We start from the raw sequence: 21,483 nt of genomic DNA, 5'->3' as shown, positions 1-21,483 counted from the left end.
TCGGCGGTCATTGACTGCATTATGCCCTGCACCCATATGCCAGGCACAGGGCTTGGGCCGCGATTTCAGGCTGCCAGTTGCGCGTGCATTTCCTGCACAGAAATCACGTCCAGCTGGTCCATGTACTTCATGCCTTCGACGGCGGCTTCGGCACCGGCGATGGTGGTGAAGGTCGTGACACGGTTGAGCAAGGCCGAAGTGCGGATGTGACGTGAGTCGGCGATCGCATTGCGGCGCTCTTCGACCGTGTTGATCACCAGCACGACTTCGTTGTTCTTGATCATGTCAACGATGTGGGGACGACCTTCGGTCACCTTGTTCACCGTGGCACAAGCCACACCTGCGGCGTTGATCGCCACAGCCGTGCCTTTGGTCGCGATCAACTCAAAGCCTTGTGAGACCAACTGACGCGCCACTTCGATGGCACGCGGCTTGTCATTGTTCTTGACCGAGATGAACACCTTGCCCGATGACGTGCCGTCGGCCTTGGTTGGGCGTGGCAGTTTGGTGCCTGCACCCAATTGGCTCTTCACAAAGGCTTCACCGAAGGTCTTGCCCACACCCATGACTTCGCCTGTGGACTTCATTTCGGGGCCGAGGATGGTGTCCACACCGGGAAACTTCACGAACGGGAACACCGCTTCTTTCACGCTGAAATAAGGGGGCGTGACTTCTTTGGTGATGCCTTGCGACGCAAGTGTTTGACCCGCCATGCAACGTGCAGCGACCTTGGCCAGCTGGATGCCCGTGGCTTTAGACACATAAGGCACGGTGCGTGAAGCGCGTGGGTTGACTTCCAACACATAGATGACGTCTTTGCCGTCCACGTGTTGAATCGCAAACTGCACGTTCATCAAGCCGACCACATTCAAAGCACCGGCCATCGCGGCAGATTGGCGCTTGAGCTCGGTCACAGTGGCTTCGGACAAAGAGTACGGAGGTAAGGAGCAAGCCGAGTCACCGCTGTGCACACCCGCTTGCTCAATGTGTTCCATCACGCCGCCGATGAAGGTTTTGCCTTCGGGGTCGCGCAGACAGTCCACATCGCACTCGATGGCGTCGTTCAGGAAACGGTCCAACAACACGGGCGAGTCGTGCGACACCTTGACCGCTTCGCGCATGTAGCGCTCCAAGTCACGTTGCTCGTGCACGATTTCCATGGCACGGCCGCCCAACACATAGCTGGGGCGAACGACCAAGGGGTAACCCAAGGCAGCCGCTTTTTCCAAAGCTTCTGGCTCGGTGCGAGCCGTGGCGTTGGGCGGCTGACGCAAACCGAGGTCGTGCAACAACTTTTGGAAACGCTCGCGGTCTTCAGCCGCATCGATCATGTCAGGGCTGGTGCCGATGATGGGAACGCCTGCCGCTTCCAAATCGAGCGCCAACTTCAAAGGCGTTTGACCACCGTATTGCACGATGACGCCGGTTGGCTTTTCCTTGTCGACGATTTCGAGCACGTCTTCCAAAGTGACGGGCTCAAAGTACAAACGGTCCGAGGTGTCGTAGTCGGTCGACACGGTCTCGGGGTTGCAGTTGACCATGATGGTTTCGTAACCGTCTTCGCGCATGGCCAAGGCGGCGTGCACGCAGCAGTAGTCAAACTCAATGCCTTGACCAATGCGGTTGGGACCGCCTCCCAGCACCATGATTTTCTTGTTGGTCGTGGGTTCAGCTTCACATTCGCCATCTCCGTTACCTTCATAACATGAGTACATGTAGGCGGTGTCGGTCGAGAACTCGGCCGCGCAGGTGTCCACGCGTTTGTACACAGGGCGAATGTTCAGGGCATGGCGACGGGCGCGCACCACATGCTCAGTCGTTTTGAGCAACTTGGCCAGGCGGCGGTCCGAGAAGCCCTTCTTCTTGAGCGCACGCAGCTCTTCGGCAGTGATCGCCTCCAGCGTGGTGGCTTCAAGTTCAAGCTCGATCTTCACGATCTCTTCGATCTGCACGAGAAACCAAGGGTCGATTTTGGTCAAGGCAAAGACCTCGTCCACGCTCAGGCCCATGGCGAATGCATCGCCCACGTACCAGATGCGCTCAGGACCAGGCTCGCCCAGTTCTTTCTCGAGCACTTCGCGATCTTGGGTTTTTTCGTTCATGCCATCCACGCCCACTTCCAAACCGCGCAGTGCTTTCTGGAACGACTCCTGGAAGGTGCGGCCCATGGCCATCACCTCGCCCACCGATTTCATTTGGGTGGTCAGGCGGCTGTCGGCGGTTGGGAATTTTTCGAACGCAAAACGTGGAATCTTGGTGACCACGTAGTCGATCGAAGGCTCGAACGATGCGGGCGTTGCACCACCTGTGATTTCGTTGCGCAACTCGTCGAGCGTGTAGCCCACGGCCAGCTTGGCCGCGACTTTCGCAATCGGGAAACCCGTGGCTTTGGACGCCAAAGCCGATGAACGCGACACGCGGGGGTTCATCTCGATGACGACCATGCGGCCATCTTTGGGGTTGATCGAGAACTGCACATTCGATCCGCCCGTGTCCACACCAATTTCGCGGAGCACTGCCAGCGAGGCGTTGCGCAAAATTTGGTATTCCTTGTCGGTCAACGTCTGTGCAGGTGCCACGGTGATCGAGTCACCGGTGTGCACGCCCATGGGGTCCAAGTTTTCGATCGAGCAGATGATGATGCAGTTGTCCGCCTTGTCGCGGACCACTTCCATCTCGTACTCTTTCCAACCGAGCAAGGACTCTTCAATCAACAACTCGGTGGTGGGCGAAGCCTCCAGGCCACGTTTGCAAATGACTTCGAATTCTTCGGGGTTGTAGGCAATACCGCCGCCCGTGCCGCCCAGCGTGAAGCTGGGGCGAATGACCGTGGGGAAACCCAAGGTCTTTTGCACATCCCACGCTTCTTCCATGCTGTGGGCAATACCCGAGCGCGCAGAGCCCAGACCGATCTTGGTCATGGCATCTTTGAACTTCAAGCGATCTTCGGCTTTATCGATGGCTTCGGGCGTTGCGCCGATCAACTCAACCTTGTACTTTTCAAGCACACCGTGGTGCCACAGGTCCAAAGCGCAATTGAGCGCGGTCTGGCCACCCATGGTGGGCAAGATCGCGTCAGGGCGCTCTTTGGCAATGATCTTCTCGACCGTTTGCCAAGTGATGGGCTCGATGTAGGTCACGTCGGCCGTGGCCGGGTCGGTCATGATCGTCGCAGGATTACTGTTGATCAGGATGACTTTGTAACCCTCTTCACGCAAGGCTTTGCAAGCCTGCACGCCAGAGTAATCGAACTCGCAGGCCTGACCAATGATGATCGGGCCCGCGCCAATGATGAGAATGCTTTTGAGGTCGGTGCGCTTTGGCATGTTATTTCGCCTCCATCAGGTGGATGAAGCGGTCAAAGAGGTAAGCAATGTCGTGCGGGCCAGGTGACGCTTCGGGGTGACCCTGGAAGCAGAACGCCGGCTTGTCGGTGCGGGCCAGGCCCTGCAAAGTGCCATCGAACAAGGACACGTGCGTGGCGCGCAAGTTGGCGGGCAAAGATTTTTCGTCCACCGCAAAACCGTGGTTTTGGCTGGTGATGGACACACGACCCGTGTCGAGGTCTTTCACTGGATGGTTCGCACCGTGGTGGCCAAACTTCATCTTGAAAGTTTTGGCGCCACTGGCCAAGGCCATGATCTGATGACCCAGGCAAATGCCGAAGGTCGGGATGCCGGTTTCAATCAACTCGGCCGCCGCCGCAATCGCGTAGTCGCAAGGCTGTGGGTCGCCAGGGCCGTTGGACAGGAAGATGCCATCCGGCTTGTGTTTGAGCACTTCGGCTGCGGGTGTTTTTGCTGGGACCACAGTGACTTTGCAGCCGCGCTCGGCCAACATGCGCAAGATGTTTTTCTTGACGCCGTAGTCGTAAGCCACCACATGGAATTTGGGTGATGTCTGAGTGCCGTAGCCCGCGCCGAGTTTCCACTCGGTTTGCGTCCAGTCATAAGGCTGGGACGCCGTGACTTTTTGCGCCAGGTCGAGACCCGCCATGTTGGGGGCAGCTTTTGCTGCGGCAATCGCCTGGTCAATGACCGCTTGGGTGACCGCCTGACCTTTGGCCAACCCCACGATGGCACCGTTTTGGGCACCCTTCGTGCGCAAAATGCGGGTCAGCTGGCGGGTATCGATGTTGGCAATGGCCACCGTGCCCGCCTCCATGAGATAAGCCGAAAGGGTTTGGCTGGAGCGAAAGTTGCTGGCGATCAAAGGCAGGTCTTTGATGATCAAGCCAGCGGCATGGACCTTGTCAGCTTCGATGTCTTCCACGCTGACACCGTAGTTGCCGATGTGCGGGTACGTCAAAGTGACGATCTGCTGGCAATAGCTGGGGTCGGTGAGGATTTCCTGGTAGCCGGTGAGCGAGGTGTTGAACACCACTTCGCCGACTGTGGAGCCGGTGGCTCCGATCGAGTTGCCGATAAAGACCGTGCCGTCTGCGAGCGCCAAGATGGCGGGCGGGAAGGTTCCCTGAAGAGACAAAAGCACTGGGTTCTCCGGAATAGTTCGGGTACGCCTCAGCACTCACCAGAGATGCGATCTCTTTTTGGCTGCTTGTTCGAGGATTGGGCCTGGGATGGACTGTGGCGTACAGGTTGATGCGGGAAAGCCTCTTATTATAGCTGAGGACCGCTCGAAAACCCTGACAGAGCCCCGACAAAACGTTCGGAAACAGGCCCTTCACCAACTCAAATGGCAGCAGTGGCGCTGGCGTGCAGGCAAATAGCCGCTGCAGTCGCCACATTCAATGACTCTTCCCCGCCAGGTTGGGCAATTCGCACTTTTTGGTGCGCCAAAGCCATCAAGCTGTCGCTGACGCCCTGCCCTTCGTGGCCAAAAACCCAGGCACACTTTGGTGTCAATTCCTGGCGTTGCAACAACTCATGCAAAAAAGGCCCCTGATGGGAACTTGTGGTCAAAACAGGGACCTGCAAAGCGGCCACATCCTCTTCGCTGACCGATTCGATCAAATGCAGACCAAAATGCGCCCCCATCCCAGCCCTGAGCACTTTGGGCGACCACAGAGCAGCAGTTCCTTTGACGGCCAGCACTTGCCGGTACCCAAAAGCCGAAGCGCAGCGCAAAATCGCGCCTACATTACCCGCGTCCTGCAAACGGTCCAGAACCACGGTGGAAGCATCTGACAAAAGTTGCCCCTGCGCCGACCACGCAACCACAAAACCCATTCGGGCCGGAGACTCAAGACCACTCAGGCTGGCAAACAAAGGATCAGGCAAAACAAACAAGGCATCGGTCAAGCCTGCCCACTGAGGGCCCTGCGCTTCAAAGCAAGAAGCACTCAACACAATTTGCAAGGGCTTGACACCCCGGTCGATGGCGGCACGGCACAGATGATCACCCTCCAGCCAGAATTGCCCGGCTTTGCGGTAAGCCGTAGTGTCTTGCGCCAAACGTCGCCAAGCTTTGACTTGGGGGTTGTCACGCGAGGTGATCAGATTCATCGCACGCTCCTGGCCACCGGGGCAAAAGTCATTCTGTGGCAGTCTGCCGGGCCATGCGTTTGCAATGCAGCCAAATGTTGGGCCGTCCCGTAACCTTTGTGTTGGTCAAAGCCGTAGACCGGATAGCGTTCATGCATGTCTTCACACAAACGGTCACGGTGCACCTTGGCCAAAATGGAAGCGGCAGAGATGGCTGGCACCAGCGCATCCCCCTGCACAATGGCCTCCGCCAAAATGTCCAGCGTCGGCAACCGGTTGCCATCGACAAGGACCATTTGGGGCTTTAAGCGCAAGCCTTCGACAGCACGCTTCATGGCCAGCATCGTGGCTTGCAAAATATTGAGCTGGTCAATTTCCTTCACCGTCGCTTCGGCAATTGAAAAACACAAAGCCCGCGCACGGATCTCGTCAAACAAACGCTCACGACGCTTGGCAGACAGTTTTTTGGAATCATTCAAGCCAGCGATCGGCTGCAAGTCGTCCAAAATCACAGCGGCTGCCACGACAGGACCGGCCAAGGGGCCTCGCCCAGCCTCATCCACGCCAGCCATAAGGCCTGCGGTGTCCCAATTCAAGGTTTTTTGCTCAAGCGGCAAGGACTTTTTGGATCGCATAGGTGGCCAGCGTCGGCATGTCTTGACGCAATTGATGGTGCAGCTCGGTGAACCGCTGTTGAATTTTGGCCACAGCGACCGGATCGTCGAGCCACTGCAAAACAGCCTTGGCCAGCGCCTCGGGGTGCACTTTTTCTTGCAAAAATTCAGGTACCAAGCTTTCATTGCACAAAATGTTGGGCAAGCCAATCCAGGGCAGCAGGCGCTTGCGATTGGCGATCTGCCATGACAGCCATTGCATTTTGTAAGCAATGACCATGGGGCGCTTATGCAAAGCCGTCTCGAGCGTGGCGGTGCCACTGGCCACCAAGGCCACGTCGCAGGCGGCCTGCACCTCATGCGAACGCCCCATGATCAGATGCACCTGACCTTGCATGCCGGCTTGGGCAATGGCCGCTTCGATCATGGGCAGCAAAGGACCATGTGTCGGCAGCACAAACTGCAAGCCGGGTCGCAGCGCAAGCATGCGCTTGGCGGCCTGAAGAAACGGCAAGGCCAATCCCTTGACCTCGGAAGGCCGACTTCCGGGCAACAAAGCCACGATGGTGGCATCGGTAGCGAGCCCCAAGGCTTGGCGCGCTTGTAGGCGGTCTGGCTCGATATCGATCACATCGGCCACAGGGTGCCCGACAAAGGTCCCCTCAATGCCGTGCTGAGCCAGCAAGGCAGGCTCGAACGGGTAAATGCACAAAACATGGTCCACGCTGTCACGAATCTTTTGCACGCGCTCAGGTCGCCAAGCCCAGATCGATGGACACACCAGTTGAACTGTGGGCACGCCCTTTTGACGCAGCAAACGCTCCACTGGCAAATTGAAGTCAGACGCATCCACGCCGACATACAAGTCAGGCGGAGAAGCCAACAAATCCTGAATCAAGGTCTGGCGGATGCCGTTGATGTGACGGTAACGCCAAAGGGCTTCAACCAAACCACGCACCGACAATTCGTCGCAAGACCAGCGAGAGACAAAGCCGATTGCATCCATCTGCGGGCCACCAATGCCCGAAGCTTGCAGTTGAGGCCAGCTTTTGCGCATGCCTTGCAGCAACAAAGCCGCCAGCATGTCACCCGAACGCTCAGCAGCGACCATGCTCAAACGCAGATCTTGCGCAGATGCCGATCCAGAAAATTGCTGGGCGTCTCTCGCGTTCATCACGCCTTCAAAGCCTGACGAATGACGCCGCAAACTTCATCCACTGAGTCGTTGCTCAGCTCTGGATAAATCGGCAAAGACAAGCAACGCGCAGCCACAGATTCCGTCACAGGAAAGCTCAAACCGGCAGCAATCGAAGCAAAAACTTTTTGTTGATGCAAAGGCACGGGGTAATAAATGGCGCTGGCGATTTTCTGCTCGGTCAAGGCTTGTTGAATCGCAGCACGGTCATCGGTCAACAGGGTGTACTGGTGGTACACGTGCAGGCCAACACCGTCTTCAAAAGGCGTTTGCAAATTCAGGCCCGCCAAGCCAGCGTTGTACCGGTGCGCGACGCGGCGGCGCTCCTGGTTGTATTGGTCAATCAAGGGCATCTTGGCCCGCAACACCACCGCCTGCAACTCGTCAAGGCGGCTGTTGTAGCCAATGATGTCGTGGTAGTAACGCACCTTGCTGCCGTGATTGCGCAGCATGCGCAATGTTTCGGCCATCTCGTCCGACTGGGTGGTCACCATGCCACCATCGCCATAGCAGCCCAGATTCTTGCTGGGAAAGAAACTGAAGGCCGCCACATCACCCATGGCACCTGTTTTGCGGCCACCGATGTCGGCACCAAACGATTGCGCGCAATCTTCGACCAACTGCAGCCGATGCTCTTTGGCCAAGGCCATCAACGGGGCCAAGTCTGCGGGTTGCCCAAACAAATGCACAGGCAGCAAGGCTTTGGTTTGAGGCGTGATCGCACGACGGGCCTGCTCCACGTCAATATTGAATGTGTGAGGGTCGATGTCTACAAATACCGCTTTGGCACCCACATAAGCAATCGCCTCAGCGGTAGCAATGAAAGTGAATGGCGTGGTGATGACTTCGTCACCGGGGCCGATACCGGCAGCGAGCAAAGCCAGGTGCAAAGCATCCGTGCCGTTGGCACAGGTGATGGCGTGCGCCACCCCCAAATAAGCGGCCGCTTCTTTTTCAAACGCTTGGACGTTGGGTCCGAGGATGAACTGCGCCGCGCTCAAAGCGCCCAAAAATGCAGGTTCCAGCTTGGGCTGGAGGTCGCGGTATTGCGCGACCAGATCGACCATAGGGATGCGCATGGCGTACCTTTCAAATATTCAAAATTCAGGAAATCAGACGGGTGGCTTCGGTGATGCGCTGCACAGCTTCAAGTGCACGGCGACCGGCTTCACCGCTCACTTTGGGTGGGCGCTTGTTGCGAATGCTGTCAACGAAATCCACGATCTCGGCAAACAACGGATCGGCTTCGCCAAACGATTGCTCGTGCCGCTCGATGGCTTGTTCCGTCTCGACCAACGGATCGGTTGAACCACGGTACGTGGTCAGCGTGCGGGCCTGAAAGTCCAGCGAGTGGCACGCCTGGTTTTGAAACACGCGCATTTTCCGCTCGCTTTTGGCGCTCACTCGGCTGGCCGTGACGTTGGCCACGCAACCGTTGGCAAAGCGAATGCGAGCGTTGGCGATGTCGATGTCCGATGTCAGCACACGAGCGCCCGAACAGTCCACACTTTCAAGCTCACTGTCCACCAAGGACAGGATCAAGTCCACATCGTGGATCATCAAGTCGAGCAAGACACTCACATCGGTGGCACGGGGCTTGAATGGAGCCAGACGCGAGCTGTCGATGAAGCGGGGGTCAGACAGCAAAGGCTCCAATGCCAGCGCTGCAGGGTTGAAACGCTCCAGATGACCCACCGCCAACACACAACGGTTTTCTTTGGCCAATCGGATCAACTCGTCGGCTTGCTCAAGGGTGGTGGTCATTGGCTTTTCAACCAAGACATGCACGCCAGCACGCAAAAACTCGGCACACACATCGTAATGACCTTGCGTAGGAACCACAATGCTGACCGCATCCACTTTGCCCAGCAAAGCCCGGTAATCCGTCAGTGCAGCACACCCCAAAGGACCCGCGACAGCGTCTGCCTGGTCCTGACGGCTGTCCACCACGGCCACCAGCTCACACTCTGGAATCTTGGCGTACTTTTGAGCATGGAATTTGCCCAGATAACCAACGCCAATCACGGCGCAACGCAACAGGGCCACAGGGCCCTCCTTTCATGCACGGAGGCGGAAGAAATTCCGCTCCTGAAAACTGTCAATCAAGCGAACGGCGGCGCGAACGAACAATGCCAACTTTGGGAGAAACATCCGCCAAAAAATCCAGCATCATGTCGACATCTGCCTGCACTTCGGGTTTGTCCTTCGCTATTTGCAAAATACGGTCTTTTGCGGCGTCGAACGTCAAATTTTCACGGTACAAAGCTTTGTGCATGGCCCGCACGGCGGCAATTCGGGTCGGGGAATAACCGCGGCGGCGCAGGCCTTCAGCGTTCACAGTGCGCGCAGCAGCAGGTTGGCCCTGGCAAGTCACATACGGCGGCAGATCGGCAAACAGCAAAGTGCACATCGCAGTGAAGCTGTGGGCACCCAAACGAAGAAACTGGCGCACCACAGTGAAGCCACCCAAGATGACCCAGTCACCCACGACAACATGACCCGCCAGTTGGGAGTTGTTGGCAAAAATGGTGTGGCTGCCAATATGGCAATCGTGCGCCAAATGGACATAAGCCATGAACAGGTTGTCATCACCCACCTGCGTCACACCACCACCGTTGACGGTGCCAGCATTGAACGTACAAAACTCACGGATGGTGTTGCCATTGCCGATCACCAGCCGGGTCGGCTCGCCAGCGTACTTTTTGTCTTGGGGGACAGCACCCAATGACGTGTAGCTGTGGACATGGTTGTTGAGACCGATGGTGGTGTAACCCTCGATGGTGCAATGCGAGCCCACCGTAGAGCCTGCACCGATGACCACGTTAGGGCCGATGATGGTGTAGGGACCAACGGTCACGGAGGCGTCCAGCTGGGCAGCCGGATCGACCAAGGCAGTGGAATGGATAGTCGCCATAGGTCCTCAGGCAATTTTGCGCATGGTGCACATCAACTCGGCCTCGCAGGCCAACTCGTCACCCACTTTGGCTTGCGCCTTGAATTTGAAAATACCGGCCTTCATGCGGTCCAGCTGCACCTCGAGGGTCAACTGATCGCCGGGCTCCACAGGCCGCTTGAAACGCGCACCATCGATGCCAGCAAAGTAATAAACCGTGTTGTCATCCGGGGCGGTATCGAGCGTGTCAAAGGACAGCAAGGCCGCGGCTTGCGCCAAGGCTTCGAGCATCAATACACCTGGCATGACGGGCCGATGTGGAAAGTGGCCCGTGAAAAATGGCTCGTTGATGGTCACGTTTTTCAAGGCCTTGATGCGCACGCCTTTTTCAATCTCCAACACGCGATCCACCAGCAAGAACGGGTAGCGATGCGGCAACTGTTTGAGAATTTTATGAATGTCCATCATGGTCATGTTTCCTTGTTGTTTTGAATGTCAGCCTCTAAGGCTTTGATGCGTTCACGCAATCGAGACAATTGTTTGAGACTGGCGGCATTTTTTTCCCAATTGGCATTGCTGTCCAAAGGGAACATGCCCGTGTAATGCCCGGGCTGCAAGATCGAGCGCGTGACCACCGATGCTGCCGAAATGTGCACATGGTCAGCCAAGCTCAGATGACCCAACACCACAGCACCACCACCCACCGTGCAATGCGCGCCAATCCGGGCGCTACCAGCCACACCAACACACCCGGCCATGGCCGTGTGGCGGCCCACATGCACGTTGTGCCCGATCTGAATCAGGTTGTCGAGTTTGACGCCGTCTTCGATCACGGTGTCGTCCAATGCACCCCGGTCAATGCAGGTGTTGGCACCGATTTCCACATCGTTGCCAATGCGCACTGCCCCCAGTTGCTCGATTTTTTCCCAGTGCCCTTGGTGAGGTGCGAAGCCAAAGCCGTCAGCGCCGATCACCACACCGGAATGCAACAGACAACGCGCTCCGATCTTGCAATCCTCACCAACCGTCACGCGTGACTTGAGCACGGTTGCAGCCCCCACTTCAGCACCTCGCTCCACCACACACAAAGGGCCAATCACCGCATCGGCGGCAATCTCCGCTTGTGGGTCGATGATGGCACTGGGATGAATTCGAGGGCCTGTGCCTTTATGGTGCTCACGCTTCCAGAGGCGGGTCAATCGGGCAAAGTACAAATAAGGGTCATCGGTGATGATGGCCGCAGTGCGCTGCACCACCTGGGCTTCAAAAGCCGGGCTGACAATGACACACCCCGCAAGGCTCGGGGCCAACTGACTTTGGTATCTGGCTTGACTCAGAAAACTGATTTGGCTGGGCTGGGCGGTCTGCAAAGGCGCCAATCCCGACATCTGCATGTCAGAAGAGCCCAACAGGCGGCCACCAAGTGCCTCTACGATAGCGCCAAGCGTCAGCGACACGGTCTCAAACAGGCATGCGCCTGTTATTTGCCAACCGAGGCGTTGAGTGCCTTGATGACTTTTTCGGTGATGTCGTGCTTGGGATTGAAGTAGGCGGCATCCTGCAAAATCAGATCGTACTTCTCTGACTCGGCGACTTGTTTCACTGCACGGCCTGCTTTTTCAAAAAGCATCTGGTTTTCTTCGTTTTTCCGAGCACCCAGATCTTCCTGAAATTCGCGCTGGCGGCGCTTCAAGTCACGGTCTTGCTCGATCAACTGCTTTTGTTTGGCCACCCGCTGGGCCTCAGCCAGTGTGGGTGCATCACGCTCGAACTTTTCAGCCGACTGCTTGAAAGCCGCAATGGCGTCATTCAGGTCTTTTTCTCGCTTCAAAAACTCGGACTCCAGCTTGGCCTGGGCAGCTTTGGCCACATTGGAATCACGCAGGATACGATCGGTGTTGACAATGCCGATTTTGAAGTCTTGGGCCTGAGCCAAGCTTGTCAAAGCCGATGCACCAACCAGCAGTGCGGCGAGAAGGGTCTTGCGAATCGTTTTCATTAGAAGGAAGTTCCGATCTGGAATTGGAGTTTCTGAATTTTATCGCCTGTCTGTTGACGGATAGGCGTTGCATATGAGAAGCGCAAAGGCCCCATGGGTGAAATCCAGCTCAGGCCGATACCGGCCGAAGCACGAAGCTCGCCCAGAGACAGTTTTTCGTTTTCACCAAACGCTCTGCCCACATCGGTGAAACCATAGAGACGCAGGGTTTTGTCGTTACCGGCCCCAGGAAAGGGCATCATGAATTCGGCATTCAAGACGAGTTTCTTAGAGCCGCCTAGGTATACCGGAGCTGAAGTAGGGTCGTTTTGAATTGTGCTTTCTTTAGGTCCAAGGGTGGATTGCTCAAACCCACGAACACTGCCAAGGCCACCAACGTAAAAATTCTTAAACAATGGGAACTGTTGACCATTCAGGCCTTTACCCAACCCCAGATCTGCATTGATCGCCAGGGTGTATTTTTTACTCAAAGGGAAATACTGCTGATATTGGTAATTGCTGCGGAAATAACGAACGTCACCCGCCAAGCTGAGGTCCGCGTTCAGGCGCTGATAAGTGCCCTTGGATGGAACCAAGGCGCTGTCGCGACCATCCCGCGCCCACCCTAAAGTTAAAGGAATAGCCGAACTGGTCGAGCCGAAGTCGGCAGCATATTTTTGATAGGGGTAAGGCAGCCCCGTTCCCGACTTGATTTGCGTCTGCTCAGCATTTGCACCAACAAATACTGTATCGGTCTCAGTCACAGGCACACCAAAACGCAGACCCAAACCCGAGTTGACCAAACTGTAGGAGTTGATGTCCCCCAAGTATGGGCGCGTTGTCCGCTGGAACACATCAATCGTCCTGGATATGCCGTTTTGTGTGAAGTAAGGGTCTGTGGTGCTCAGAACCAAATTGCGGTTGTACTTGCTGGTGTTGACCTCAACGGCCAGATAGTTGCCTGAACCAAAAGCATTTTCCTGGCGAATGCCAAAGCTCAAAGTCACTTTTTCAGCAGAAGAGAAACCCGCCCCCAAAGAGATGCTGCCGGTGGGCTTTTCGGCCACGGTGAACATCAAATCGACCTGATCGGGGGTGCCCGGGATTTCAATGGTTTCCACGTTCACGTCAGTGAAGAAGCCCAAACGGTCCACGCGGTCACGTGACAGGCGGATTTTGTCACCGTCGTACCAAGCGGCCTCGTACTGGCGAAACTCGCGGCGGATCACTTCGTCTCGCGTGCGGTTGTTGCCCGAAACCAAAATGCGCCGGACATACGCGCGACGCGAAGGCTCTGCCTGCAAAACAAATTGAACGCGGTTGTTCTGTCGATCGATTTCAGGCTTGGCTTCAACTTTGGCAAAGGCAAAACCAAATTTGCCAAAATAGTCGGTGAATGCTTTGGTGGTTTCTGCCACGGTTTCGGCGTTGTAAGCCTTGCCGACACCAATCTTGACCAAGGCTTTGAATTCGTCGTCCTTGTCGAGGTAGTTGCCTTCCAACTTGACACCGGAGACCACAAAGCGCTCGCCTTCGGTCACATTGATGGTGATCGCCATGTCTTGCTTGTCGGGTGACATGGCCACTTGGGTGGAGTCAATGCGGAACTCCAGGAAGCCACGGGCCAAGTAGTAAGACCGCAAAGCCTCCAAATCGGCGTTGAGCTTGGTGCGGGCGTAGCGGTCAGATTTGGTGTACCAGCTCATCCAGCCACCGGTATCCAAGTTGAACTGGTCACGCAAATCAGACTCGGAGAATGCCTTGTTGCCCACGATCTGGATTTGCTTGATCTTCGCGGGACCACCTTCTGTGATGGTGAAGCTCAAATTCACGCGGTTGCGGTCAACAGGCGTTGCAGTGCTGACCACCTCTGCGCCATACAAACTGCGGCTGATGTACTGACGCTTGAGTTCCTGCTCGGCTTTGTCGGCCAACGCTTTGTCGTAAGGCCGACCTTCGGCCAGACCCACTTCTTTCAAAGCCTTGACGAGCACATCCTTGTCAAACTCTTTGAGACCGATGAACTCCACCGCGGCCACCGATGGACGCTCCTCCACCACAACCACCAGAACATCGCCTTGGGTTTCGAGGCGCACATCCTTGAACAGACCCAATGCAAACAAGGCCCGAATGGCGGCTGCGCCCTTTTCGTCCGAATATTGATCACCCACGCGCAATGGCAGGGAGGCAAAAACAGTACCGGACTCAATGCGCTGCAAACCCTCTACGCGGATATCGCGCACGGTGAATGGGTCAACGGCCCAAGCAGGCATGCACGCCATCAAAGAGGCCGCCAAAGTCAATGCAGCAGGCTGAATGCGTGAACGAATGTCAAAAAAATTCATGGAGCAACCATAGAGAGGTCTGGACTGCATGCTCATGAAAAGCCCCCGTCCAGAACCCATTTTAAAAACCGACCAATGTGCCCCAGCAGGGCAACACCGTATTTTCGCCTGTCCCGGCCAAGATACAGCGACCAAACAAAACAAGCCAAGATAATACACCTCAGGAGAGGGCGTTCATGGCGCCCTCTGCAGCCTTGGCGCAGGCTGAAATCCGGCCGTCAACGCCATCTCGTGACAAGCTTGAGAGCCGCATCGCGACTCAGACGGTCAAGACTCAACAAATCATCCAAATTTTCAGGTCGAACGCTGGCTACCGCATTCAAGGTGGCCTCATTCACATCATGGATCTGGTCAAACCTGATCTCACGGTTCAAAAATGCTGCCACAGCAATCTCATTGGCGGCATTCAGTACCGCACAACTGCCTGGCAGGCCCTTCAGGGTTGCCCATGCGAGCTTCAAGCCCGGGAATCGCGCAGGATGACCATGGTCTTCCATGGACTCAAATGTCATGGCGGCCAAGGAATGAAAGTCAAGTGCACCCGCACCCGACACCATGCGCTCCGGCCAGCTCAAGCCGTAGGCAATCGGCACACGCATGTCGGGTGTGCCCAATTGAGCCACCACAGAATGGTCTTTGTACTGCACCATGGAATGGATCACGCTCTGGGGATGAATCACCACTTCCAGCTGGTCCGGCTCCAAACCGAACAAATAACGCGCCTCGATGACTTCGAGGGCCTTGTTCATCATGGTCGCCGAGTCGACTGAAATTTTCCGGCCCATCACCCAGTTGGGGTGCGCACAAGCCTGCTCGGGCGTGACATCCTTGAGACTGATCGGATCGCGAGCCCGAAATGGCCCTCCCGAGGCCGTCAAAATGATCTTGTGCACACGCCTTTGCCAAGTGGAGGGATCTTCTGGCAGCGACTGGAAAATGGCGGAATGCTCACTGTCTATCGGCAAAAGCACAGCTCCGCCCTCACGCACAGCCGCCAGAAACACCTCACCCCCCACCACCAAGGCCTCTTTGTTCGCCAATAAAAGTCGTTTGCCTGCACGTGCAGCCGCCAGACAAGGTGACAATCCCGCGGCGCCCACAATGGCCGCCATGACCGCGTCCACTTCCGGGGCGCTGGCCACCTCGTCCAGAGCCGCAGCCCCCCAACGAACCGGGATGTTCAAGCCCTCGGATTTCAGCTTGTCCGCCAGCAGACGGCCTGCGGCCTCCTGAACCATGACCACGACCTCTGGCTTGAACTGCACGCATTGGGCCAACATCAGATCAACCTGGCTGGATGCCGTCAATGCATGCACGGCAAACTGACCCGGGTGACGCGCCATGACATCGAGCGTGCTTTGACCAATGGAGCCGGTCGAACCCAGGATCGTGATGCGTTGTTTTGCTTGCATGAAATCAGACCTCATCTCAAATCCAGAAAACCAACATCATCGCCAAAGGCAAAGTGGGCAACAGCGCATCGACACGGTCGAGCACGCCGCCGTGCCCGGGCAACAGACCTGAGCTGTCCTTCATACCGGCACTGCGTTTGACCAATGACTCCACCAAATCACCCACCACGCTCATGGCGGACATGAACAACAAGGCGGGCAAGGCCACGAACCAGCCTTTGGCAAACAAGAGCGAATAAAAGCTGAGGTCAGGCAAGGACCAGCGACGATCAAGCTCTTCCCAGATGACCGCCACCAGCAAGACCCCCAACATGCCGCCCAAAACGCCCTCCCAGCTTTTGCCTGGGCTGATGCTGGCCGCCAGCTTGGTCTTGATCCAGCGCCCGCCGAATGCCTTGCCAAAAAAATAGGCAAAGACATCGGCCGCCCAGACCAGTACGAGGATGGACAAAAGGAAATTCACACCCCGCCGATGGGCTTGTGCCATGGCCACCCATGCCAAGGTCAAAAACAACAAGCCCACCACCCAACGCAAGCCTTGGGGCCAAAGCCCCCAACCGGCCACACCGCGCTGAATCATCCAGGCCCCCAACAAAACCCACATCGAGCCAGCCACCAACCAAACCATGGGGGGAGTGCTCTGGACCCAGCCCAATTGTTCAGCCACGGCGCAAGCCAACAAGCACATGACAGCACCCGACCAGGCCACCCAAGCAGGCACGCCGTTCAAGCGCCCCCACTCCCACGCGCCCGCTGCGATCAGCACCACGGTCAAGCCCATGAAAGGCCAAGGATGGGTTGCAAACAAGGCGGGCAACAGCAAGGCCAGCAAGGCCAAGGCAGTGATGACTCTTTGTTTGAGCATGGTTTCTCCAGAAAAAAAGGCCGCCTAGGGGCGGCCTGTCAGGCCGTGGGATGCCACGGCATGGAATTCAAACTCAAACCGCCATGATCTCTTGTTCTTTGGCAGTCACCAACTGATCGATCTCGGTCATGCGCTTGTCAGTCAATTTTTGAACATCGGCTTCTGCGCGTTTTTGGTCGTCTTCAGAAACCTCTTTGTCTTTGACCAATTTTTTGACCGACTCGTTGGCGTCACGGCGCAGATTGCGGATGGCAATCTTGGCATTTTCACCTTCTGTGCGGGCCAGCTTGGTCATTTCCTTGCGACGCTCTTCACTCATGGCGGGCATGGGCACGCGGATCAACTCGCCCAGAGAAGCAGGGTTCAGGCCCAGCTCACTCTCGCGGATGGCTTTTTCGATTTTGGCAGCCATGCTCTTTTCCCAAGGCTGCACACTGATCGTGCGGGCATCCATCAAGGAAACATTGGCCACCTGAGACAACGGCACCAGCGAACCGTAATAGTCGACATGGATCGTATCGAGCAACGCCGGATTGGCACGCCCAGTACGAATGCGGGTGAGGTTATTTTTGAAAGCCGCAATGGATTGCTCCATTTTGGTTTCGGTTGTTTTTTTGATGTCTGCAATCGTCATGAAGTTCTCCTCGTCAGAACAGGGTCAAGCGTGAACCAGCGTGCCTTCGTCTTCACCTAAAACCACGCGCTTCAAAGCACCGTTTTTAATGATGGAAAACACTTTGATAGGCAATTTTTGGTCACGGCACAAGGCAAATGCCGTCGCATCCATGATGCCCAAGTTGCGTGAAATAGCTTCGTCAAAGCTGATCTCGCTGTAACGGGTTGCTGAAGGGTCTTTCTTGGGATCGGCGGTGTACACACCGTCAACTTTGGTCGCTTTCAGAACCATTTCAGCGCCAATCTCGGCACCACGCAAGGCAGCAGCTGTATCGGTGGTGAAAAACGGATTGCCGGTACCGGCAGCAAACACCACCACTTTGCCCTCTTCTAAGTACTGCAGAGCTTTAGGGCGAACATAGGGCTCAACCACTTGATCAATCCCGATGGCCGACATGACACGTGCGGTCAAACCGGCCTTGTCCATGGCATCAGCCAAAGCCAACGAATTCATCACAGTGGCCAGCATGCCCATGTAATCCGCCGTGGCACGGTCCATGCCTACAGAGCCGCCAGCAACACCTCTGAAGATGTTGCCGCCACCAATGACCACAGCGACCTGAACACCCAAGCGGGTGACTTCAGCGATTTCTTCGGCCATGCGAACGATCGTGGCACGGTTGATGCCAAACGCATCGTCACCCATCAGGGCCTCGCCCGACAGCTTGAGCAAAATGCGCTTAAAGGCTGGCTTGGCTGGGGACATGATGGGCTCCTTGAATATCAATGTGGACGATGAAATAGCAACTCAAGCGTAGAAGAAGGATCAGGCCGCAGCTTGGGCAGCAGCCACTTGGGCAGCCACTTCAGCAGCAAAGTCATCAACTTTCTTCTCGATGCCTTCGCCCACCACATACAAAGTGAATGCCTTCACCGTGGTGCCAGCAGCCTTGAGCATTTGCTCGACGGTCTGCTTGTCGTTTTTGACGAAGGACTGGTTGAACAAAGACACTTCTTTGAGGTATTTTTGCACCGAGCCTTCAACCATTTTGGTGACGATGTCGGCAGGCTTGCCCGACTCGGCGGCCTTTGCGGCAGCGACCGAGCGCTCTTTTTCGATCAACTCAGCGGGCACTTCGGCGCTGGTCAAAGACACAGGCTTCATGGCGGCAACGTGCATGGCCACATCTTTGGCAGCGGTTTCGTCACCGTCAAACTCGACCAACACACCGATGCGGGTGCCATGCAGGTAATTGGCGATCTTGGCACCACCGGCTGCGCGCTTGAAACGGCGGAAGCTCATGTTCTCGCCGATCTTGCCGATCAGGCCCTTGCGCACTTCTTCCAGGGTGGGGCCGAAGCCGTCTTGGCTGTAAGGCAGCTCGCCCAAGGCAGCGATGTCGGCAGGGTTGTGCTCAGCCACCAGCTTGGCAGCGGCGTTGGCCAAAGCCAAGAAGCTGTCGTTCTTGGTCACAAAATCGGTTTCGCAGTTCACTTCGATCATGGCGCCTGTGATGCCGTTCACGAAACTGGTGACCACGCCTTCAGCGGTCACGCGGGAAGCGGCTTTGCCAGCCTTGGTGCCCAGCTTGACGCGCAGCAATTCTTCAGCTTTGGCCATGTCGCCTTCGGCTTCGGTCAGGGCTTTTTTGCACTCCATCATGGGAGCGTCGGTTTTTGCGCGCAGTTCAGCGACCATGCTTGCGGTAATTACAGCCATTTGATTTCTCCGTATTCAGTCTAAAAGTCAGATTAAAAAAAAGGGGCCACAAAGCCCCTTTCATCGAGTCTTGGGAACTCAGGCAGAAGCGTTGGCTTCTTCGACGAATTCGTCAGCGCCTTCGGTGACGGCCTTGACCACGTCGTTGACCGCATTGGCACGGCCTTCGATGATCGCGTCAGCGATGCCACGGGCGTACAAAGCCACGGCCTTGGCCGAGTCGTCGTTGCCGGGGATGATGTAGTCGATGCCTTCTGGCGAGTGGTTGGAGTCCACGACACCGATCAATGGGATGCCCAATTTCTTGGCTTCCGAGATGGCGATTTTGTGGTAACCGACGTCGATCACGAAAATCGCATCAGGCAAAGCAGCCATGTCCTGGATACCGCCGATGTCTTTTTCGAGCTTTTCCATCTCGCGCTTGAACATCAGCTGTTCTTTTTTGCTCAGGCTGTCGAGGCCGACTTCTTGCTGGGCCTTCATGTCCTTCAGACGCTTGATCGAGGTCTTGACGGTTTTGAAGTTGGTCAGCATGCCGCCCAACCAGCGCTGGTCGACGAAAGGCACGCCAGCGCGCTGGGCTTCTGCAGCCACCATTTCACGGGCTTGGCGCTTGGTGCCGACCATCAGGATCGTGCCGCGGTTGGCAGACAACTGCTTGGCGAATTTGATCGCATCCTGGAACATCGGCAGCGACTTTTCCAGGTTGATGATGTGAATTTTGTTGCGGTGACCGAAGATGAAAGGGGCCATCTTGGGGTTCCAGAAGCGGGTTTGGTGACCAAAGTGGACACCGGCTTCCAGCATTTCGCGCATGGTAACGGACATATTAATACTCCAAAGGTTGAGTCTAAAATCCAGTCCACTGATCGGGCTTGTCATGTGTGAACAAGCGCGACACCTTGATGGGACTGGTTTGCGGATGTGCTCTGTTGACCTGAATCACTGCATTTTGAATAAGACACTCAAAAGACAGTACCCGAGCTGTACAAAGCCTTAGGATTATAGCATCCTGACTTTGCTCTACAGAGGCACTCCCCCATGAAAGCCGACCTGATTGCCACCCGGCAAGCCCTGATTGAAGGGAAAACGCATCCCCTGGCCACCGCACAAGCCTGCCTGGACGTGGCGCAGAGTTCGGCGTGCCAACATGCTTTCCTCCAGATCACCCCTGAAAGCCTCAAAAAAACCGCGACCCAGCCCGCCGTAACAGGGCAAGTCTTGGCGGGCTTGGCGGTCTCAGTCAAGGATTTGTTTGATATCGAGGGACAAGTCACCGCAGCCGGCTCGGTGGTGCTGCAAAACCAGCAGCCTGCAAGACAAGATGCCCCCGCTATTGCTCGCCTGCGTGCCGCAGGGGCGGGATTCATTGGCCGAACCAATATGGTCGAATTCGCCTTTTCAGGCGTTGGCATCAACCCCCACCATGGCACGCCTGCAGCTTGGGATGCCCTGACAGACCGCCCGGTTGGAGAAGCTCAAGCGCCACGCATCCCGGGCGGCTCCAGCTCGGGTGCAGCCGTCTCGGTCGCCACCGGCGCCGCCTTTATTGGCTTGGGCTCGGACACAGGTGGCTCCATCCGCATTCCTGCTGCACTGAACGGCATCGTCGGCTTTAAAAATACCGCCCGGCTCGTACCCACCCAAGGTGCGATTCCCCTGTCCACCACACTGGACACCGTCTGCGCCATGACCCGCACGGTGCGGGACACCGTCTTGGCTCACGAAATTTTGTCGGGCAGAAAGGTCCCAAAAGCACACAAACCCTTGTCGAGCTACCGCTTGGCCATCGTGCAAAGCCTCATGCAGGACAGCATGGACAGCGTTGTGAGCCGTGCTTTTGAGCGCAGCCTGGTGGCTTTGCGTGCAGCGGGCGCCCAAATTCAGGAAATCCCCCTGCGGGAACTGCTGGACATCGTCCCCATGATGGCCACAGGCGGCTTCAGTCCCGCCGAGAGTTTTGCATGGCACCGCGATTGGCTTGGCAAGGACGCGGATCAATATGACCCGCGAGTGGCCCAGCGCATTCAGCGAGGCGCTCAAATGGCCGCCCATGAATACATCCACCTGCAAAGCGCACGAGCCAACTGGATTACCCGGGTCGAGGCCGCACTGCAAGGGTATGACGCGATCCTCTCGCCCACCCTGCCCATCGTGGGACCCTGCCTGAGTGACGTCGCACCCGGCCCGGAACGCGATGCAGAGTTTTTCCGCGTCAACGCCCTGCTGCTGCGCAACCCCAGCACCATCAACACGCTGGACGGTTGCGCCATTTCGCTGCCCTGCCATGCCCCAGGCGAACTGCCAGTCGGTTTGATGGCATGGCACACCGCCATGCACGACGACACCATTCTTCAACTGGCTGCTCTGCTGGAACCCGTTTTGCAAAGGCATTGAACGCC

General features: G+C 56.6%; 19 protein-coding genes. 1 reads left to right on the top strand and 18 read right to left on the bottom strand.

All coding sequences use genetic code 11. The features are described 5' to 3' along the window. Positions 1 to 65 precede the first annotated feature (65 nt). From carB to rpsB, 18 genes are all read right to left on the bottom strand, one after another. Positions 66 to 3,326 carry a carbamoyl-phosphate synthase large subunit gene (gene carB, locus B9Z37_RS11715; RefSeq protein ID WP_108313204.1) on the bottom strand — a complete coding sequence of 1,087 codons (3,261 nt, stop codon included), beginning with the start codon at positions 3,324 to 3,326 and terminating at the stop codon, positions 66 to 68. 1 nt (position 3,327) lies between these two features. Then, positions 3,328 to 4,491, bottom strand: a complete 1,164-nt coding sequence (carA, locus tag B9Z37_RS11710) for a glutamine-hydrolyzing carbamoyl-phosphate synthase small subunit (protein WP_205872587.1) — start codon at positions 4,489 to 4,491, stop codon at positions 3,328 to 3,330. 200 nt (positions 4,492 to 4,691) lie between these two features. Beyond that, positions 4,692 to 5,465, bottom strand: coding sequence for a TrmH family RNA methyltransferase (locus tag B9Z37_RS11705; protein WP_108313203.1), 774 nt, complete (start codon positions 5,463 to 5,465; stop codon positions 4,692 to 4,694). Continuing rightward, positions 5,462 to 6,079 carry a ribonuclease HII gene (gene rnhB, locus B9Z37_RS11700; protein WP_108313202.1) on the bottom strand — a complete coding sequence of 206 codons (618 nt, stop codon included), beginning with the start codon at positions 6,077 to 6,079 and terminating at the stop codon, positions 5,462 to 5,464. Before rnhB ends, B9Z37_RS11705 begins: the two co-directional genes overlap by 4 nt. Beyond that, positions 6,051 to 7,232: a lipid-A-disaccharide synthase gene (gene lpxB, locus B9Z37_RS11695; protein ID WP_108313201.1), complete on the bottom strand. Its 1,182-nt coding sequence runs from the start codon at positions 7,230 to 7,232 to the stop codon at positions 6,051 to 6,053. The genes rnhB and lpxB overlap by 29 nt, the downstream gene beginning before the upstream one ends. Then, complete coding sequence (locus tag B9Z37_RS11690) at positions 7,232 to 8,332, bottom strand: DegT/DnrJ/EryC1/StrS family aminotransferase (RefSeq protein WP_167394379.1); 1,101 nt, start codon at positions 8,330 to 8,332, stop codon at positions 7,232 to 7,234. The genes lpxB and B9Z37_RS11690 overlap by 1 nt, the downstream gene beginning before the upstream one ends. A gap of 25 nt (positions 8,333 to 8,357) precedes the next feature. After that, positions 8,358 to 9,299, bottom strand: coding sequence for a Gfo/Idh/MocA family protein (locus B9Z37_RS11685; RefSeq protein WP_108313199.1), 942 nt, complete (start codon positions 9,297 to 9,299; stop codon positions 8,358 to 8,360). 52 nt (positions 9,300 to 9,351) lie between these two features. Continuing rightward, positions 9,352 to 10,167 (bottom strand): acyl-ACP--UDP-N-acetylglucosamine O-acyltransferase, encoded by an 816-nt coding sequence (gene lpxA, locus B9Z37_RS11680; RefSeq protein ID WP_108313198.1) that lies wholly within the window; start codon positions 10,165 to 10,167, stop codon positions 9,352 to 9,354. Positions 10,168 to 10,173: 6 nt separating this feature from the next. Continuing rightward, the gene (fabZ, locus tag B9Z37_RS11675) at positions 10,174 to 10,614 is read right to left on the bottom strand and encodes a 3-hydroxyacyl-ACP dehydratase FabZ (RefSeq protein WP_108313330.1); all 441 of its coding nucleotides are present in this window, start codon (positions 10,612 to 10,614) and stop codon (positions 10,174 to 10,176) included. Positions 10,615 to 10,616: 2 nt separating this feature from the next. Beyond that, complete coding sequence (gene lpxD / locus B9Z37_RS11670) at positions 10,617 to 11,603, bottom strand: UDP-3-O-(3-hydroxymyristoyl)glucosamine N-acyltransferase (RefSeq protein WP_108313197.1); 987 nt, start codon at positions 11,601 to 11,603, stop codon at positions 10,617 to 10,619. Positions 11,604 to 11,626: 23 nt separating this feature from the next. Then, positions 11,627 to 12,145, bottom strand: a complete 519-nt coding sequence (locus B9Z37_RS11665) for an OmpH family outer membrane protein (RefSeq protein WP_108313196.1) — start codon at positions 12,143 to 12,145, stop codon at positions 11,627 to 11,629. Further along, entirely contained in the window at positions 12,145 to 14,469 is a 2,325-nt protein-coding gene (bamA, locus tag B9Z37_RS11660; RefSeq protein WP_108313329.1) for an outer membrane protein assembly factor BamA, read from the bottom strand. The genes B9Z37_RS11665 and bamA overlap by 1 nt, the downstream gene beginning before the upstream one ends. Positions 14,470 to 14,687: 218 nt before the next feature. Further along, complete coding sequence (locus B9Z37_RS11655; RefSeq protein ID WP_108313328.1) at positions 14,688 to 15,881, bottom strand: 1-deoxy-D-xylulose-5-phosphate reductoisomerase; 1,194 nt, start codon at positions 15,879 to 15,881, stop codon at positions 14,688 to 14,690. Between the two features lie 16 nt (positions 15,882 to 15,897). Further along, complete coding sequence (locus tag B9Z37_RS11650) at positions 15,898 to 16,746, bottom strand: phosphatidate cytidylyltransferase (protein ID WP_108313195.1); 849 nt, start codon at positions 16,744 to 16,746, stop codon at positions 15,898 to 15,900. Between the two features lie 73 nt (positions 16,747 to 16,819). Next, positions 16,820 to 17,380 carry a ribosome recycling factor gene (frr, locus tag B9Z37_RS11645; RefSeq protein WP_108313194.1) on the bottom strand — a complete coding sequence of 187 codons (561 nt, stop codon included), beginning with the start codon at positions 17,378 to 17,380 and terminating at the stop codon, positions 16,820 to 16,822. A gap of 24 nt (positions 17,381 to 17,404) precedes the next feature. Beyond that, complete coding sequence (pyrH, locus tag B9Z37_RS11640) at positions 17,405 to 18,127, bottom strand: UMP kinase (protein ID WP_108313193.1); 723 nt, start codon at positions 18,125 to 18,127, stop codon at positions 17,405 to 17,407. Between the two features lie 60 nt (positions 18,128 to 18,187). Continuing rightward, complete coding sequence (gene tsf, locus B9Z37_RS11635) at positions 18,188 to 19,081, bottom strand: translation elongation factor Ts (protein WP_108313192.1); 894 nt, start codon at positions 19,079 to 19,081, stop codon at positions 18,188 to 18,190. Positions 19,082 to 19,159: 78 nt separating this feature from the next. Further along, positions 19,160 to 19,909 (bottom strand): 30S ribosomal protein S2, encoded by a 750-nt coding sequence (rpsB, locus tag B9Z37_RS11630; protein WP_108287173.1) that lies wholly within the window; start codon positions 19,907 to 19,909, stop codon positions 19,160 to 19,162. 213 nt (positions 19,910 to 20,122) lie between these two features. Here rpsB and B9Z37_RS11625 point away from each other — a divergent pair, with 213 nt between their 5' ends. Continuing rightward, the gene (locus B9Z37_RS11625) at positions 20,123 to 21,478 is read left to right on the top strand and encodes an amidase (RefSeq protein WP_108313191.1); all 1,356 of its coding nucleotides are present in this window, start codon (positions 20,123 to 20,125) and stop codon (positions 21,476 to 21,478) included. The last annotated feature ends 5 nt before the right edge of the window (positions 21,479 to 21,483 follow it).

It is taken from the genome of Limnohabitans parvus II-B4, from assembly GCF_003063455.1.
GTDB lineage: Bacteria > Pseudomonadota > Gammaproteobacteria > Burkholderiales > Burkholderiaceae_C > Limnohabitans_A > Limnohabitans_A parvus.
Note: the sequence above shows the minus strand (reverse complement) of the source record. Positions and strands in the feature narration are given on the sequence as shown.